General features: G+C 63.6%; 17 protein-coding genes. 7 read left to right on the top strand and 10 right to left on the bottom strand.

What is annotated here, in order from left to right; all coding sequences use genetic code 11:
- Positions 1–7 precede the first annotated feature (7 nt).
- The 6 genes from IZV00_RS12965 to pspA form a co-directional block, all read right to left on the bottom strand.
- The gene (locus tag IZV00_RS12965) at positions 8–502 is read right to left on the bottom strand and encodes a hypothetical protein (RefSeq protein ID WP_196225016.1); all 495 of its coding nucleotides are present in this window, start codon (positions 500–502) and stop codon (positions 8–10) included.
- Between the two features lie 67 nt (positions 503–569).
- Positions 570–992, bottom strand: coding sequence for a SufE family protein (locus tag IZV00_RS12960; protein ID WP_196225015.1), 423 nt, complete (start codon positions 990–992; stop codon positions 570–572).
- A gap of 40 nt (positions 993–1,032) precedes the next feature.
- A complete protein-coding gene (locus IZV00_RS12955; protein ID WP_196226658.1) occupies positions 1,033–1,263 on the bottom strand; it encodes a hypothetical protein in 231 nt (76 codons plus the stop codon).
- A 21-nt stretch (positions 1,264–1,284) separates the two neighbouring features.
- Entirely contained in the window at positions 1,285–1,665 is a 381-nt protein-coding gene (gene pspC, locus IZV00_RS12950) for an envelope stress response membrane protein PspC (RefSeq protein WP_196225014.1), read from the bottom strand.
- Position 1,666: 1 nt separating this feature from the next.
- Complete coding sequence (gene pspB / locus IZV00_RS12945) at positions 1,667–1,948, bottom strand: envelope stress response membrane protein PspB (RefSeq protein WP_196225013.1); 282 nt, start codon at positions 1,946–1,948, stop codon at positions 1,667–1,669.
- A gap of 17 nt (positions 1,949–1,965) precedes the next feature.
- Positions 1,966–2,634 carry a phage shock protein PspA gene (gene pspA, locus IZV00_RS12940; protein WP_196225012.1) on the bottom strand — a complete coding sequence of 223 codons (669 nt, stop codon included), beginning with the start codon at positions 2,632–2,634 and terminating at the stop codon, positions 1,966–1,968.
- 146 nt (positions 2,635–2,780) lie between these two features.
- Between pspA and pspF the strand changes: the two genes are divergently transcribed.
- Positions 2,781–3,788 (top strand): phage shock protein operon transcriptional activator, encoded by a 1,008-nt coding sequence (pspF, locus tag IZV00_RS12935; RefSeq protein WP_196225011.1) that lies wholly within the window; start codon positions 2,781–2,783, stop codon positions 3,786–3,788.
- 12 nt (positions 3,789–3,800) lie between these two features.
- Here pspF and IZV00_RS12930 read toward each other — a convergent pair whose 3' ends face one another.
- Positions 3,801–4,679, bottom strand: coding sequence for a 3-hydroxybutyryl-CoA dehydrogenase (locus IZV00_RS12930; RefSeq protein ID WP_196225010.1), 879 nt, complete (start codon positions 4,677–4,679; stop codon positions 3,801–3,803).
- 210 nt (positions 4,680–4,889) lie between these two features.
- On the opposite strand from IZV00_RS12930, the gene IZV00_RS12925 reads away from it, so the two are divergent.
- From IZV00_RS12925 to pal, 6 genes are all read left to right on the top strand, one after another.
- On the top strand, positions 4,890–5,360 hold the full coding sequence (locus IZV00_RS12925) for a YbgC/FadM family acyl-CoA thioesterase (RefSeq protein WP_196225009.1): 471 nt from the start codon (positions 4,890–4,892) through the stop codon (positions 5,358–5,360).
- Positions 5,357–6,079 (top strand): protein TolQ, encoded by a 723-nt coding sequence (tolQ, locus tag IZV00_RS12920; protein WP_196225008.1) that lies wholly within the window; start codon positions 5,357–5,359, stop codon positions 6,077–6,079. Before IZV00_RS12925 ends, tolQ begins: the two co-directional genes overlap by 4 nt.
- Positions 6,080–6,203: 124 nt before the next feature.
- Positions 6,204–6,668 (top strand): protein TolR, encoded by a 465-nt coding sequence (tolR, locus tag IZV00_RS12915; protein WP_196225007.1) that lies wholly within the window; start codon positions 6,204–6,206, stop codon positions 6,666–6,668.
- Positions 6,669–6,686: 18 nt separating this feature from the next.
- Positions 6,687–7,652 carry a cell envelope biogenesis protein TolA gene (locus tag IZV00_RS12910; RefSeq protein ID WP_196225006.1) on the top strand — a complete coding sequence of 322 codons (966 nt, stop codon included), beginning with the start codon at positions 6,687–6,689 and terminating at the stop codon, positions 7,650–7,652.
- A complete protein-coding gene (gene tolB, locus IZV00_RS12905) occupies positions 7,649–8,971 on the top strand; it encodes a Tol-Pal system beta propeller repeat protein TolB (protein ID WP_196225005.1) in 1,323 nt (440 codons plus the stop codon). The genes IZV00_RS12910 and tolB overlap by 4 nt, the downstream gene beginning before the upstream one ends.
- A 59-nt stretch (positions 8,972–9,030) precedes the next feature.
- Entirely contained in the window at positions 9,031–9,546 is a 516-nt protein-coding gene (gene pal, locus IZV00_RS12900; protein WP_196225004.1) for a peptidoglycan-associated lipoprotein Pal, read from the top strand.
- Between the two features lie 152 nt (positions 9,547–9,698).
- On the opposite strand, the gene IZV00_RS12895 is transcribed toward pal, so the two are convergent.
- From IZV00_RS12895 to IZV00_RS12885, 3 genes are read right to left on the bottom strand one after another with little or no spacing between them, the layout of a single operon-like run.
- On the bottom strand, positions 9,699–10,148 hold the full coding sequence (locus IZV00_RS12895) for a MarR family winged helix-turn-helix transcriptional regulator (protein WP_196225003.1): 450 nt from the start codon (positions 10,146–10,148) through the stop codon (positions 9,699–9,701).
- A 48-nt stretch (positions 10,149–10,196) separates the two neighbouring features.
- Complete coding sequence (locus tag IZV00_RS12890; RefSeq protein WP_196225002.1) at positions 10,197–10,499, bottom strand: hypothetical protein; 303 nt, start codon at positions 10,497–10,499, stop codon at positions 10,197–10,199.
- A gap of 23 nt (positions 10,500–10,522) precedes the next feature.
- The gene (locus IZV00_RS12885; protein ID WP_196225001.1) at positions 10,523–13,399 is read right to left on the bottom strand and encodes a M16 family metallopeptidase; all 2,877 of its coding nucleotides are present in this window, start codon (positions 13,397–13,399) and stop codon (positions 10,523–10,525) included.
- Positions 13,400–13,621: the final 222 nt, after the last annotated feature.

The raw sequence follows: 13,621 nt of genomic DNA, 5'->3' as shown, positions 1-13,621 counted from the left end.
CCCAACCTCATTTTTTCAAATCCAGCCCCGCGACCTTAAATTCGAACGGAAAGGTCTTGTCCTTCGGCCCCACCACCAGATTAACCTTCAACACCTTCGTCCCCTTGATCGCCTCATCGGCCTTGGCAGCGGGCAGCACCTCTATCCCGTCCTTGTTTTCCGTCATCCGCCCGCGCCAGTCATGGCTCTTGCCATCATCGGTCACCGCCGTGACGCGGCAATCAGACAGGTCGCAGCTGAAAGGCGCGCCGACCAGCTTCACGGTCACGTCCGTACCGCCTTCCGGCATCGGCTGCACCAGCAGCACCGAAAATGTGTCTTCGGCCGTCATGGTCTGCACGCTGTTCGCGCTGCCGATATAGGCGACCTTGGGCTTGCCGCCCTCGCCACCCTCATATTTCCACGTCTGGCCGATCTGCTCGCGCTGGGTCGGCCCTTCCTTTTCGCTGCCAGAGCAGCCCGCCAGCAGGCTGATCGCCGCCAGCGCCAATAGGCTCCGCATCGCGCATCTCCTCAACGTCCGTTTCGATCACGCAAGGAGAACGCCCGGGCACCCGCAGGTTTCCCGCCTAGCTGTAGCGCTCTGCAGTCTGCCGAATGAGCGCGATCATGTTGGGGATGCCCTGTGTCCGGTTGGAGCTGAGCTGATTCTTGAGATCGAACGGCGCCAGCGCGCCTTCAATGTCCACAGCGCCAATCTCGGCGGGCGCCTGATCCTGCACCGTCAGCAGGACCAGCGCGATAATCCCCTTGGTGATCGCAGCATTGCTGTCCGCCAGGAAATGCAGCCGCCCATCGTCGCGCACCGTCGGATAGACCCAGACCGCCGCCGAACAGCCCCGCACCAACGTGGCGTCGGTCTTGAGCGCGTCGGGCATCGCCTCCAAAGAGCGCCCAAGGTCGATCAGCAGCCGGTAACGGTCATCGGCGTCCAGAAACTCATATTCTTCCTGAAGATCGGCAAGGGCGGGCACATCGGTCATAGCCCGCATATAAGGAGAAAAGCGGACCACGAAAGCCGCTTTTGCCAATTCAGGGATCAACGCCCGCCGCAATCGCTTCCAGCTTGCGGACACGTTCCTTGAGGTCCGCCATCGCGATCCGCCCGATTCCCGCGGCGGGCACATTATCACAGGACCGGACAAGCTCCGCATGCTTGAGGGCCAGCCAGCCATTCCATCCGCGCAGCGCCGCCACTGCGATGATCAGCAGCGCCAGCAAGCCACTCGACGCGACGGTCAGGGTGATCGCCATGTCCTGCATCTGGCCCTCCACGCGCCCTGATCAGCGCAAGCTTTCGATCTCATCCGCCAGCCTCGTGTTGCGGCTGGTGTAGAAGGTTTCGATGTCCGCCAGCCGCCGGTCGATGTCGCGAAACTTCGACCGGACGTCGCGCGCCGAGCGCGCCGGATTGGTTCGCACGCCCTGCCAGAATTTCTCGTCATCCCGGTCGGCGTAGAGGCCAAGCGGCTTGTTCTCGCCGAAATAGGCGACGGCGAAATAGGCGATCAGCGACCAGGGGAAGGCCCCCATCAGCGTCACCAGCACCGCGCCGACGCGGACCCATGTCACGTCGATGCCGGTATAGTCGGCAATGCCTGCGCATACGCCCATCCATTTGCCATTCTGCTTGTCGAGGTAGAATTTGGTGCGGCGCGCGGCCATGTCAGTTCCTCCTGCCAATATCCTGGCGATCAAGGTCATAAGCATCGTCTGGCGCAGGGCGCGCCGGACGGAAATCGGGATTGTCAGCGGCGACGATCCGCTCGACCGTCTGCAACCGATCCTCCAGCCGTCGGGCGAGCAGGTGCAGCTCATCCAGCAGCCGCTCATCCTCGTCGGTGATCTTGGGCGCCTGCTTCCACTTGGTCGTATAATGCAGGATCAGCCACGGCATGCCGATGAACAGCATGCCGCAGATCATGATCGGCAGAAACACGTCCTCCATCCGTCAATCTCCCCTGTTCAGGCTGGCCGGTTCATGCTGGCTTTGAGCGCGGCGAGTTCGGCGTCGACCTTGTCGGCGGACTGCAATTCGGCGATCTCTTCCTCCAGCGTCTTCTGCCCCTGGCCAAGATTCAGGGCATCGGCCCGCCCCTCGGCCAAATCAGCGCGCCGTTCCAGCATGTCGAAACGGGCAAAAGCCTCGTTCACCTTCTCCCCGGCATAGGCTTCACGCATGCGCAGCCGGTTGTGCGCGCTTTCCATCCGCGTCACCAAACTGTTCTGCCGCGTCCGCGCCTCGCGCAGCTTGGCTTGCAGCTTGGCGATGTCTTCCTCGGACGCTGTCAGCGCCTCGTCCAGCGAATCGATCTCTCCCCCAAGCTGCTCGGCCATGTCCGCGGCCTTCTGCTTTTCGACGAGCGCAGCCTTGGCCAGGTCCTCGCGATCCTTACTGAGCGCCAGCTGCGCCTTTTCGGTCCAGCTGTCCTGCAGGGCCTGAAGCTTGGTGATATGGCGGCGCATCTCCTTCTGGTCGGCGATCGTCCGTGCCGCCGAAGCGCGCACCTCGACCAGCGTCTCCTCCATCTCCAGGATGATCATGCGGATCATCTTCGCCGGGTCCTCGGCCCGGTCGAGGAGATCGGTGACATTGGCGGCGATGATGTCGCGTGTACGAGAAAAAATACTCATCGGAACTGCAATCCTTCGTTCAGCGGCTTTGCCCGCCTGCTTTGCAGGAGCCGTGCCAATTCGTGAAAAGCCGGATTTTCTGGGGTTATCCCCGCTGGTTCCAATATATCTTGCCAATAAGTGGCAATTTTCACCATAATCTGGCCATGGAACGAAACACCCAGTTCATCGGCCAATCGCTGCCCTTCCTTGACGCTGTCGAGCAGGCCGGGCGCGCCGCCGAACTCGATCGCCCCATCCTGGTTGTGGGTGAGCGTGGCACGGGCAAGGAACTGATCGCCGAACGCCTCCATCGCCTCTCCACGCGCTGGGGTGAGCCGCTTATCGTCATGAACTGCGCCGCGCTTCCCGAAACGCTGATCGAGGCTGAGCTGTTCGGCCATGAACAGGGCGCCTTCACCGGCGCCACCCGCGCCCGCGCCGGGCGGTTCGAGGAAGCCGACGGCGGCACGCTCTTCCTTGACGAATTGGCGACACTCTCAATGGCGGCACAGGAAAGGCTGCTGCGCGTCATCGAATATGGCGAAGTCACCCGCATCGGCGCCTCGCGCGCCATGACGGTAGACGTCCGCATCATAGCCGCGACCAACGAAGACCTGCCCGCCCTCGCCGATTCAGGCCGCTTCCGCGCGGACCTGCTGGATCGCCTGAGCTTCGAAGTCATCACCCTCCCGCCACTACGCGCCCGCGAGGGAGATGTGGTCGTGCTCGCCGATCATTTCGGCCGCCGCATGGCCGCCGAACTGGGACGGTCCGAATGGCATGGCTTCACGCCTGACTGCATCGCCGCACTGGAAGCCCATGGCTGGCCCGGCAATGTCCGCGAACTGCGCAATGTCGTGGAGCGAGCCGTCTATCGCTGGGAAGATCGCTCAGGTCCGGTCGGCCAGATCATCTTCGACCCCTTCGCCTCGCCCTGGAAGCCGCAGGCGCCGTCGCTCAGCGCCAGTGCAGAGGAACCCAAGCCCGCCCCCGCAACCGGCTTCACCGAGGTTAGCGACCTGCGCGCCGCCGTGGACGCGCATGAGGCCGCCATCGTACACGCAACGCTGGAGCGCCACCGCTACAATCAGCGCGCAACCGCCAAGGCTCTTGGCTTAAGCTATGACCAGCTGCGCCATTGCCTTAAAAAGCATCGCCTTAGATCAGACTGATCCGCGCCCCGCTTATCGCGTCGGCACAGGCTCCGTCCCCGAATAGTCGTAAAAGCCCCTGCCCGTCTTGCGCCCAAGCCAGCCAGCCTCGACATATTTCACCAGCAGCGGCGCCGGGCGATATTTGGAATCGCCGGTCGTCGACCGAAGCACGTTCAGCACCTCGAGACAGGTATCGAGCCCGACAAAATCCGCCAGCGTCAGCGGCCCCATGGGATGGTTGAGGCCCAGACGCACGCCCATGTCGATGTCGCGGATGTTGGCGACGCCTTCACCCAGCGCGAAGATGGATTCGTTGATCATCGGCAGCAGGATACGATTGACCACGAAACCGGGGGAGTCGAACGCCTGAACGACATTCTTCCCCAAGCGAGCGGCGAAGGTTTCAACGATGGCGACCGTCTCATCCGAGGTTGCCAGGCCCCGGATCAGCTCAATCAACGCCATGACCTGAACAGGATTGAAGAAGTGGATGCCCACGAACAAGGCGGGATCGGGAACCACCTGCGCCAGCCGCGTGATGGGGATGGATGATGTGTTGCTCGCCAGGATCGTGCCCGGCGTGATCACGGCACCCACATTGGTGAAGATGCTGCGCTTGATCTCCTCCCGCTCGGTCGCGGCCTCGATCACCAACTGAGCGTCGGCCAGCGGAGCCAGGTCACCGCTCGGCCGGATGCGGGCAAAGGCGGCCTCGGAATCTTCCTGGCTCAACTTGCCCTTTTCGACCGCACGGGCAAGCTGCTTTGAAATGCCCTGAAGCCCCTCTTGCGCGCGCGCCAGATCGACGTCGCACAGGATCACATCATAGCCAGCCTGCGCGCTGACCTGCGCAATACCCGCGCCCATCTGACCAGCGCCGATGACGCCCACGGTCTGAATGTCGGTCATGCTAATGTCCTCGCAAAATCAATTTTCCGCCCAGTAGCGATATGGCAAGCGGGGGGCTAGCGCTTTTGAAAGATCACAACGGCTGCTGTGTTAATGAGGGCTGAGCGCGCCTGTTTGTGGGACGGATAGCCCCTGCTGCCCGGCAGGCCGCTTCGGCCCTGTTCATTTCCGCCTTTGCCTGCTGCCTGCTTGATGGTTAAAAGGCCGCGCATGTCCGTTTCAGCGTCCATGCCCGAGCCGGCGACCGGAAGGTTCTTTGCCGCCGTGCATCACTTTCCCCTGCGCGTCTATTTTGAGGATACGGACCTGTCAGGGCTCGTCTATCACGCCAATTATCTGCGCTATATGGAACGGGCGCGGTCCGACATGCTGCGCGTCGCGGGCATCGACCAGCGCGCCGCGCAGGAAGATGGCACCGGCGTCTATGCCGTGACGAATCTCCAGATCGCCTATAAGCGCCCCGCGCGGCTCGACGACGACCTGCTGGTCGAAAGCCGCGTGATCGCCATTCGCCCTGTCGCCTGCACCATTCATCAAAGAGTCAGGTGCGGCGATGAAATACTGACGGACGGCGAAGTCTCTGTCGCCTTCCTGACCAGCCAGGGCCGTCCAACACGGCAGCCCAAATCCTGGATCGACATTTTCAGCCGTTTGATGAGAGGGGAAGACATCAACCCATGAGCCTTTCGATGCCCGACGTTGGCGCCGCTGTCGGCGCCGCCACCCAAGCTGCGACCATTTCGCCGCTCGCCCTGTTTTTGCAGGCCGACATCGTCGTGAAGGTGGTGATGCTGGGCCTCGTGCTCGCCAGCATCTGGACTTGGGCGATGATCATCGGCTTCAGCTTCACCCTGCGCAAGGCCAGCCGCCAGAGCAGCTCGTTCGAGGATGATTTCTGGAAAGCGGAAGATATCGACCGCTTCTATGAAGCGCGCGGCAAGTCGTCCGACTTTCCCGCTGCCAAGGTGATGGCCGCTGGCGTCACCGAATGGCGCCGATCGACCGCGCAGAAGGTCATCGACCGCGACGGCACCCGCGACCGCCTGTCCACCGCCATGTCCAGCATGATCGCTTCGGAAGTCGATCGCCTGTCCGACCGCCTGAACATCCTCGCCACCATCGGCTCGGTCGCGCCCTTCGTCGGCCTGTTCGGCACCGTCTGGGGCATCATGCGCGCCTTCACCGCGATCGCGAAGGAGCAGAACAGCTCACTCGCCGTCGTCGCGCCCGGCATTGCCGAAGCCCTGTTCGCCACTGCCATCGGCCTGTTCGCGGCAATCCCGGCGGTCATCGCCTACAACCGCTTCAGCCACGGCATCAACCGCATGGAATCCAAGCTCACGCGCTTCGCCGACGGCTTTTATTCGACGCTCAGCCGGGAGCTGGAGGCTCAGCGGTGATGGCACCTCTCACCGTCATCCCACCCCATTTCGTCATCCCAGCAAAAGCTGGGATCTCGTGCCTCACGCCCGGCCCTATCCCTCCTGGGATGCCAGCTTTCGCTGGCATGACGGGTAAAGAATAATGGCCATGTCCGGCCCACCCTCCCACCGCCGTGGCCGGGGCCGCGCGCCGATGGCGGACATCAACGTCACCCCGCTGGTCGATGTCATGCTGGTGCTGCTCATCATCTTCATGGTGACCGCTCCTCTGCTCGTCACCGGCGTGCCCGTGAACCTGCCCGAAACCCGCGCCAAGGGGCTCGATCAGGATCAGAAGCCGACCGTCGTATCCATCGACCGCGACGGCGGCCTCTATATCGACGAGACCCAGATCAGCGATACCGACCTGCCGGATCGCCTGGCCGAGATCATGTCCGCTAACGCAGGCAAGGCCGAGCCGCCGCAAATCTTCCTGCGCGCGGACACTGGCCTCGACTATGGCCGGGTCATGCGCGTGATGGGTGAACTAAACCGCGCCGGGCTGAACAAGGTCGCGCTGGTCAGCACCGGCGGCAGCGATGCTGCTGTCAGCGGCAGTTCAGAATAGGGACCATAGGACTCGGGGATGGAACGTGCGGAGAAAATCGGCCTTGGCGTGGCGACGGCGGGACATGTCCTGCTGTTCGGCTTGCTGTCGGCCGGATTCCTGGCAACGCCCAATCCGCTCAAGCTGAACTCGCCGCCCATGGACGTCAGTCTGGTGGACGAGGCCGCACTGCAATCCGCCGCGCCGCAAATCTCGACCCAGCCGCCACCGCCCAGCGTCGCGCCGGAAGCAGGCCCGACCGAGGATGCGGCACCGGCTCCCGTTCCTGAACCCACGCCCGTGCCGGAGCCGGAGCCGACACCCGCCCCCCCGCCGCCAAAGCCTGCGCCGCCCAAGCCCGTGGCGAAACCCGCCAAGCCCGAACCGGCCCCGGCAAAGAAGGACGTGGCAAAGCCCCAGCCAAAGCCGAAGCCCGCGCCAGCAAAGCCAGCGGCTAAGCCGACGCCCGCCAAGGCGAAACCCGCGGCCGCGGCGCCCGCTCCAGCCAAGGCCACCCAAAAGCCTGCCGCAAAGGCCAAGCCCAACGCCCCCGCCCGCGCGTCCGGTCAGGGCAAGGCGAAAAAGCCCAAGGGCTCGCTGCTCGGCAAGGATTTCCTGAAGGGCATCAACACCGAAACCGACGCCCCGCGCAAGGCCGCACCGCCGCCCGCTGCGACCATGGGTCCCGCGCAGAAGGCTGCGCTCGACCGTCTGATCGGCGATCAGATCTACCGGCATTTGAAGCTCCCCTCCGGCGCGGATGTCGAGCAGCTGGTGGCCTTCCTGGAGGTGAAGATCGACCGCAACGGCCGGGTGATCGGCAGGCCCGAAGTGATCGACGTGCAAGGGCAGACCGCAAGCAACAAGCCGCAAGTGTCCATCTACAAGGAACGCGCGGTGCAGGCGGTGCTTCAGGCGTCCCCTTTTCAGGGGCTGCCGGACGAATATTATGAACAGTGGAAATGGCTCAAACCCCTGAGAGTCTACGCAAGGAAAGCGCGATGAGAAGCTTTGGAATAACCGCACTGCTCGCCTTTTGCGCAGCCTTTGCCAGCCCTGCGATGGCCCAGTTGTCGGTCGATGTGACCGGCGACATCGACAGCAACCTCAAGATCGTCGTCCCCTCCCTCCCCCCGCAGGCTGAAGTCTCGACCCCTGCCGGGTCCTCCAGCGAACTCGGCCGCAAGATCGCCGAGGTGATCGCCTCGGACCTCAAGGGATCGGGCCTGTTCGATCCGTCAGGTCCCGGCGGCATCCCCGCCATCGGCTTTCCGGAAGTCACCAACCCCGCCTATGACAAATGGGGCGCCTATCAGGCGCTGGTGCAGGGCTTCGTCCGCACCACGGGTGGCGAGGCGGACATCACGGTCGGCTGCTATCTCTATGACGTGGCGCTCAAGCAGGAGCTGACGCGCCAGGGCTATGTCGTCGCCCCGCGCGACTGGCGGCGGGCCGCGCATAAATGCGCCGACGCCATCTATGCGCGCCTGTCGGGCGAAAGCCCCTTCTTCGACAGCCGCATCGCCTATATCGCCGAAAGCGGCCCCAAGGGGAACCGCACCAAGCGCCTTGCCATCATGGATAGCGATGGCGCCAACCACCGCTTCATCACCAATGGCCAGTCGATCGCGCTCACCCCTCGTTTCTCGCCCGACTATAAGTCGATCGTCTATGTAAGCTATCTGGGCAGCCGGGTGCGCATCTATGTCTATGACATCGGCACCGGCCGCCAGCGCCTCGTCACCGAAAGCAACAATGCGACCTTTGCGCCGCGCTGGTCGCCCGATGGCCGCAATATACTCTTTTCGATGGCGGTGGCGGGGAACACCGACATCTATCGCGTGTCAGCGCAGGGCGGTCAGCCCGTCCGCCTGACCACCGCGCCGGGCATCGATGTCGGGGGCAGCTATTCCCCCGACGGCACCCGGATCGTGTTCGAAAGCGACCGTTCGGGCAGCCAGCAAGTCTATGTCATGAACGCCGATGGATCGGGCCAGCGCCGCATCAGCCATGGCGGGGGGCGCTATGCGACGCCCGAATGGAGCCCGCGCGGCGACCTGATCGCCTTCACCAAGATTTCCGGTGACTTCAAGATCGCCGTGATGACGCCCGATGGCGGCAATGAACGCATCCTGACCAACGGCTGGCAGGATGAGCAGCCGACCTGGTCGCCGAACGGCCGCGTCCTGCAATTTTTCCGCACCACCGCCGGGCGCGAAGGCACCAGCCAGGTCTGGCAAGTCGACCTGACCGGCGTCAACGAACGCCGCATCCCCACGCCTTTGAGCGGCTCCGACCCTGCATGGGGTCCGCTGCTGCCCTGACAGGGAACCACATCATCGCGCAAGCGTAACGACCGCATGGACTTTTTGAGGAGCCTCCCATGAAACTCAACCGCCCCCTTTTGATCGCCGTGTCCGTGCTGGCGCTCGCCGCCTGCGGCAAGAAGGCGCCCAAGGACCTGCCACCCCCGCCCGCGACCGATACCAGTGCGCAAACCGGCACCGGGACCGGCACGACCACTGGGCCGGTCAAGGGCAGCCAGGAGGATTTCGTCGCGTCGGTTTCGTCCGACCGCATCTTCTTCGACACCGACCAATATGATGTCGATGCGCAGGATCAGCAGACTTTGCAGAGCCAAGCGGCATGGTTGCAGCAGAACCCCAATGTTCGCGTCACGATCGAAGGCCATGCCGACGAGCGCGGCACCCGCGATTATAATATCGCGCTGGGCGAACGCCGCGCCAATGCCGCGAAAAACTATCTCGCCTCACTCGGCATCGACCCCAGCCGAATCAACACGGTCAGCTATGGCAAGGAACGTCCGGCTGCACTGGGTTCGGATGAAGCCGCCTGGGCACAGAACCGCCGCGCGGTGACCGTGACTGTTCAATATTAAAAAGCCTTCGGGTCGCACCAGGCTTTCAGGAAGCCCGCTGGTTTTTCGATCGGCGGGCTTTTCTGTGTGAGAATGTTGGCAGCGGGCGTTCCGCGCCTCTCCCTGATTGCGATAGGCGCTTAGGGTGAGCGGCTAACGAATGAACGCGCGTCCTAAGCCTGCTTGCGCCGTTCACCGATGCGGCGAGTGAGGAGCTGCATCATGTTGACGGTGATCTCGACGGCAGCTTCGGGGACGCCTTCGAACAGCTGCTGCGACAGGTCATCCAGCCGTGCTTCAATCCGGGCGGCAAGGTCGCGACCTGCATCGGTAAATTCCACCCGGTTCGATCGCTTGTCTTCCGGATGCGGCAGGCGCTCGATCAATCCCATCGCTGCCAGCCCGTCCAGCGTCCGCACCAGCGAGGGCTGGGTGATGCCCAGCTGATCGGCGAGGTCGGCCTGCCGCACGTCGGGACCTAGCCGGGCCAGATGCACCAGGCACCAGCCCGCGCTGGAAGACACCCGCAATTCCGCCAGCGCTTCGTCCGCCAGTTGCCGCCAGCCGCGCGCGACCAGCGGGAACTGCTGCACCAGCCCCTGCGTCAGACCGGAACTAGACATCAGGATAATCCCACGGTGGCACGGCCGGTCATTGGCGGAAACGCCCGCTTAAACGCGCCGCGTACCGGAAAAGCCCGCCGCCCCGAACGCGCCCAGTTGCATGGTGCCGTTGATCGAATCGCCTTCCACAACCGCTTCGCATTCCATCGTGATGGGCATGGGCATCGTCATGTTCATTTTCCAGTTGAGCTTGTCGCCATCGACCTTGCCCTCGGCGACGTCCAGCGACCCCATCATGCCCGCGAAGGTGCCGTGAAAGCTGGTGCCGTTGCTGATGACGGTGAATACGCCCTTCTGATCGCCCAGCGGCGTCTTTGCCACGCAATCATAAGCGCCGTCGACATTCGCCATCACTTCATCTCCTCAAAGCAGCCTCAATCGGCAAGGGTTCCCATTTCGACGGGCAGGCCCAGCGCGTCAAGCTGCGGCCGGACCAGTTTCGCATCGCCCACGACGACCCAGATCAGCCGGGCGGGATCAATCGCCTCGCGCGCGGCCTTGTCCAGGTCGGCGGCGGTCATGGCGCGGTAGAGGCCCGGCAGCGTTTCATAAAAATCGTCCGGGCGGCCGAGCAGCCGGTTGCGCATCATCGCCCCCATCAGGTCCGACGATGTTTCGAAGCTGCCCGGCAGCGACAGAATCTGGCTGTTGATGGTCTGGTTGCGTTCGACCTCTGTCGTGCCCTTGGCGGTCAGGAAATCGGCAATGTCCTGACGCGCGGCGGCGATGGACGCGCCGGTCTTGTCGGTCTGGACGGGAGCATAGACCAGCAGGGGGATGGTTTCCTTGACGCCGGGCAACGCGGTGCCAGCGGAATAGGCCCAGCCTTTCGTTTCACGCAGGTCCATGATCAGCCGCGAGGTGGAGCTGCCGCCCAGCACTTCGTTGGCGGTCTGCAGCGTCAATGGGTTGTCTGTGCCCTGCTTGCCGGTCAACAGGCCCGCCAGGATCATGGATTGCGGGCTTTGCGGCTTATCGACCAGGATGATCCGCGCCGGGCGCGCCATCCGGTCCATGCGGAACAGCTTCTTGCCCTTGGCCACCGCAGGCGCTTTCCAGTCGCCGAAGCGCTTGTTCAGCAGCGGCATGATTTCGGCCAGGCTGACGTCGCCGGTCACGAAGATGGTGGCATTGTCAGGCCGCATCCATTTGTCGTGAAAGGCGGCAAGATCAGCGCGGGTCGCCGCCTTGACGCCGCTGGCCGTGCCCGATCCGGTGAAGGGGATGCCGTAGGGATGCGCGGCGCCATAGAGCAACGGCGGCAGCAGGCGCTGGGCGATCGGCATCGGTTCGGTTTTCTCAGCGGCGATGCGGGTCAGTAGCTGGCCCCGGATACGTTCGACCTCGGTCGGAGCGAAAGCCGGGTTGCGAATTACGTCGGCGAGCAGGCCGAGCGACGCATCGAGATTGGGCTTGAGCGCATAGAGGCCGACATTGGTGCTATCCATGCCGTTGCTCGCGCCGATCGACGCGCCCAGCCGCTCCTGTTCTTCCGCGATCTGCACCGAACTGCGCGTCTTCGTGCCTTCATCCAGCAGGGCCGTGGTCAGCGCGGCCGTGCCCAGTTTTGCCTTGTCATCGGCGGCATTGCCAGCGTCGAAGGATACCGACACCCGCACCACCGGGACGGTCGCGCGCCGGGCGAAGACGACCGGAATGCCGTTCTTGAGCCGGGCTTCCTCGACAGCGGGGAAATCCAGATCCTTGACCGGCTCGATCGGCGGCTCAGCGATGCGGGTAGGCGGCGGCGGCGTGGCGGCAACCGGCGCGGGCTTTTTGGGATCGCGGAAATAGGCGGGGTGGTGCATGGCGTTGCCCGCGAGCGCATTATCCTCCGCCGTCCGTTCACCGGGCGCCACCGTCAGCCGGAATACCGGACGCCCGAACCATTTGCGGGCGGCGTCGCCCACCGACTGCGGCGTGGCGGCGGCATAGAGGGCAAGGTCCTTCTTATATTTGCCCGGATCGTCGGAATAAACCGCGCCCTCGGCCAGGGTCACCGCCTTGCCGCTGAAGCCGCCGACCTTTTCCAGACCGCCGATCGTACCCGACAGTTGCTGGGTCGCGGCGCGTTGAACCTCATCGGCGGTAGGTCCTTTGGCGAGATAGTCGGCCAGCAATTGGTCGAGCCGCCTGCCGACGGCGGCCGCGTCCTGCCCCGGCTTCACGTCGACGGTGATCTCCGCGATCGACAGCTTTTCGAACGGCTGGATGCTGGCCTTGACACCGACGGCCACTTTCTCGTCGCGCACCAATATATTGTCGAGGCGGGAGGATTTGAGGCCGCCGAACACCGACATCGCCAGATCGAGTTGGGGCAGGTCGGCCGAATTGACGCCCGGCACGATCCAGTTGCGGTAGAGCCGGGTCGCCGCGACATTGTCGTGCATCAGCTTTTCGACATCCCTGTCGAGCGTTGGCACGGCGGCGTCCACATCCTTGGGCGCGGGGCCGACCGGGATGTTCCCGAACCATTTTTCGGCCTTCGCCCTCGCGGTCGCCAAGTCGATATCGCCCGCGAGCACCAGCACGGCGTTGTTCGGGCCATAATGGGTTTTGAACCAGTTCTGCACGTCGGCAAGGCTGGCGGCATTCAGGTCCGCCATCGATCCAATGGTCGAGTGGCGATAGGGATGGCCTTCGGGCAGCATGGCGGCAAGCTGGGCATATTCGACCAGACCGTATGGCTCATTCTCGCCCATCCGCTTTTCATTCTGCACGACGCTGCGCTGGGCATCGAGCTTGGTTTGCGTCACCGCGCCGAGCAGATGACCCATGCGGTCGGATTCGAGGAACAATGCCCGGTCGAGCGCGCCGGTCGGCACCGTTTCGAAATAATTGGTGCGATCGAACCAGGTCGTGCCGTTCCAGTCGGTCGCACCGATATCCTCCAGCCGTCCGAAGAAAGGCCCATCGGCATTTTCAGAACCGTAGAACATCAGATGTTCGAACAGATGAGCAAAGCCGGTCTTGCCCGCAGGCTCGAAGCGCGAGCCGACATGATACCAAACCGACACCGCCACCACAGGAGCCTTCCGGTCGGTATGCACGATGACGCGCAGGCCGTTTTTCAGCGTGAACTGTTCGTAAGGGATATCGACCGCCGAAACGAGGCTGGAGAGCGGCGCTGGAGCCGTCTGAGCCGCTGGGGCAGCGCGTGCGACTGGGACTGGAAAGGCGATGATCGACAGGCTCAATGAAGACAGGCCAAGCGACAGAGCCAGGCGACGCGAGGTGGAGGAAAAAATCATGGGCGCCCTCATCGAAGCTGGAGATCATGGCCGGGGAGGCGGCATGGATGCCCGCAGCATAGCGGCGCATGGGGACGGCGCAATACGCATTGGAGGGACGGCGCGTCGGGATCGGGAGCTTATCTCCCTCTAATATGGGCAGGTTTGCGCCGGGTGGGCGAGCGATGCTAAGGATAATTGCGTAGCGCCTCTTGTGTGTCATTTATGCAACATTACATCGTG

Source organism: Sphingobium sp. Cam5-1 (genome assembly GCF_015693305.1).
GTDB lineage: Bacteria > Pseudomonadota > Alphaproteobacteria > Sphingomonadales > Sphingomonadaceae > Sphingobium.
The sequence above is the reverse complement of the archived record's forward strand: the minus strand, read 5'-3'. Positions and strand labels throughout refer to the sequence as shown.

Bases quoted from the DNA above. Each gene is read 5' to 3' on its own strand.
- IZV00_RS12910 (WP_196225006.1), top strand. From the start codon at position 6,687: ATGGAACGTGCGGAGAAAATCGGCCTTGGCGTGGCGACGGCGGGACAT.
- pspC (WP_196225014.1), bottom strand. From the start codon at position 1,665: ATGGCCGCGCGCCGCACCAAATTCTACCTCGACAAGCAGAATGGCAAA.
- IZV00_RS12895 (WP_196225003.1), bottom strand. From the start codon at position 10,148: ATGTCTAGTTCCGGTCTGACGCAGGGGCTGGTGCAGCAGTTCCCGCTG.
- tolR (WP_196225007.1), top strand. From the start codon at position 6,204: ATGGCCATGTCCGGCCCACCCTCCCACCGCCGTGGCCGGGGCCGCGCG.
- pal (WP_196225004.1), top strand. From the start codon at position 9,031: ATGAAACTCAACCGCCCCCTTTTGATCGCCGTGTCCGTGCTGGCGCTC.
- IZV00_RS12930 (WP_196225010.1), bottom strand. From the start codon at position 4,679: ATGACCGACATTCAGACCGTGGGCGTCATCGGCGCTGGTCAGATGGGC.
- IZV00_RS12925 (WP_196225009.1), top strand. From the start codon at position 4,890: ATGTCCGTTTCAGCGTCCATGCCCGAGCCGGCGACCGGAAGGTTCTTT.
- pspA (WP_196225012.1), bottom strand. From the start codon at position 2,634: ATGAGTATTTTTTCTCGTACACGCGACATCATCGCCGCCAATGTCACC.
- tolQ (WP_196225008.1), top strand. From the start codon at position 5,357: ATGAGCCTTTCGATGCCCGACGTTGGCGCCGCTGTCGGCGCCGCCACC.
- IZV00_RS12890 (WP_196225002.1), bottom strand. From the start codon at position 10,499: ATGGCGAATGTCGACGGCGCTTATGATTGCGTGGCAAAGACGCCGCTG.
- pspB (WP_196225013.1), bottom strand. From the start codon at position 1,948: ATGGAGGACGTGTTTCTGCCGATCATGATCTGCGGCATGCTGTTCATC.
- IZV00_RS12955 (WP_196226658.1), bottom strand. From the start codon at position 1,263: ATGCAGGACATGGCGATCACCCTGACCGTCGCGTCGAGTGGCTTGCTG.
- IZV00_RS12965 (WP_196225016.1), bottom strand. From the start codon at position 502: ATGCGGAGCCTATTGGCGCTGGCGGCGATCAGCCTGCTGGCGGGCTGC.
- pspF (WP_196225011.1), top strand. From the start codon at position 2,781: ATGGAACGAAACACCCAGTTCATCGGCCAATCGCTGCCCTTCCTTGAC.
- IZV00_RS12960 (WP_196225015.1), bottom strand. From the start codon at position 992: ATGCGGGCTATGACCGATGTGCCCGCCCTTGCCGATCTTCAGGAAGAA.
- IZV00_RS12885 (WP_196225001.1), bottom strand. From the start codon at position 13,399: ATGATTTTTTCCTCCACCTCGCGTCGCCTGGCTCTGTCGCTTGGCCTG.
- tolB (WP_196225005.1), top strand. From the start codon at position 7,649: ATGAGAAGCTTTGGAATAACCGCACTGCTCGCCTTTTGCGCAGCCTTT.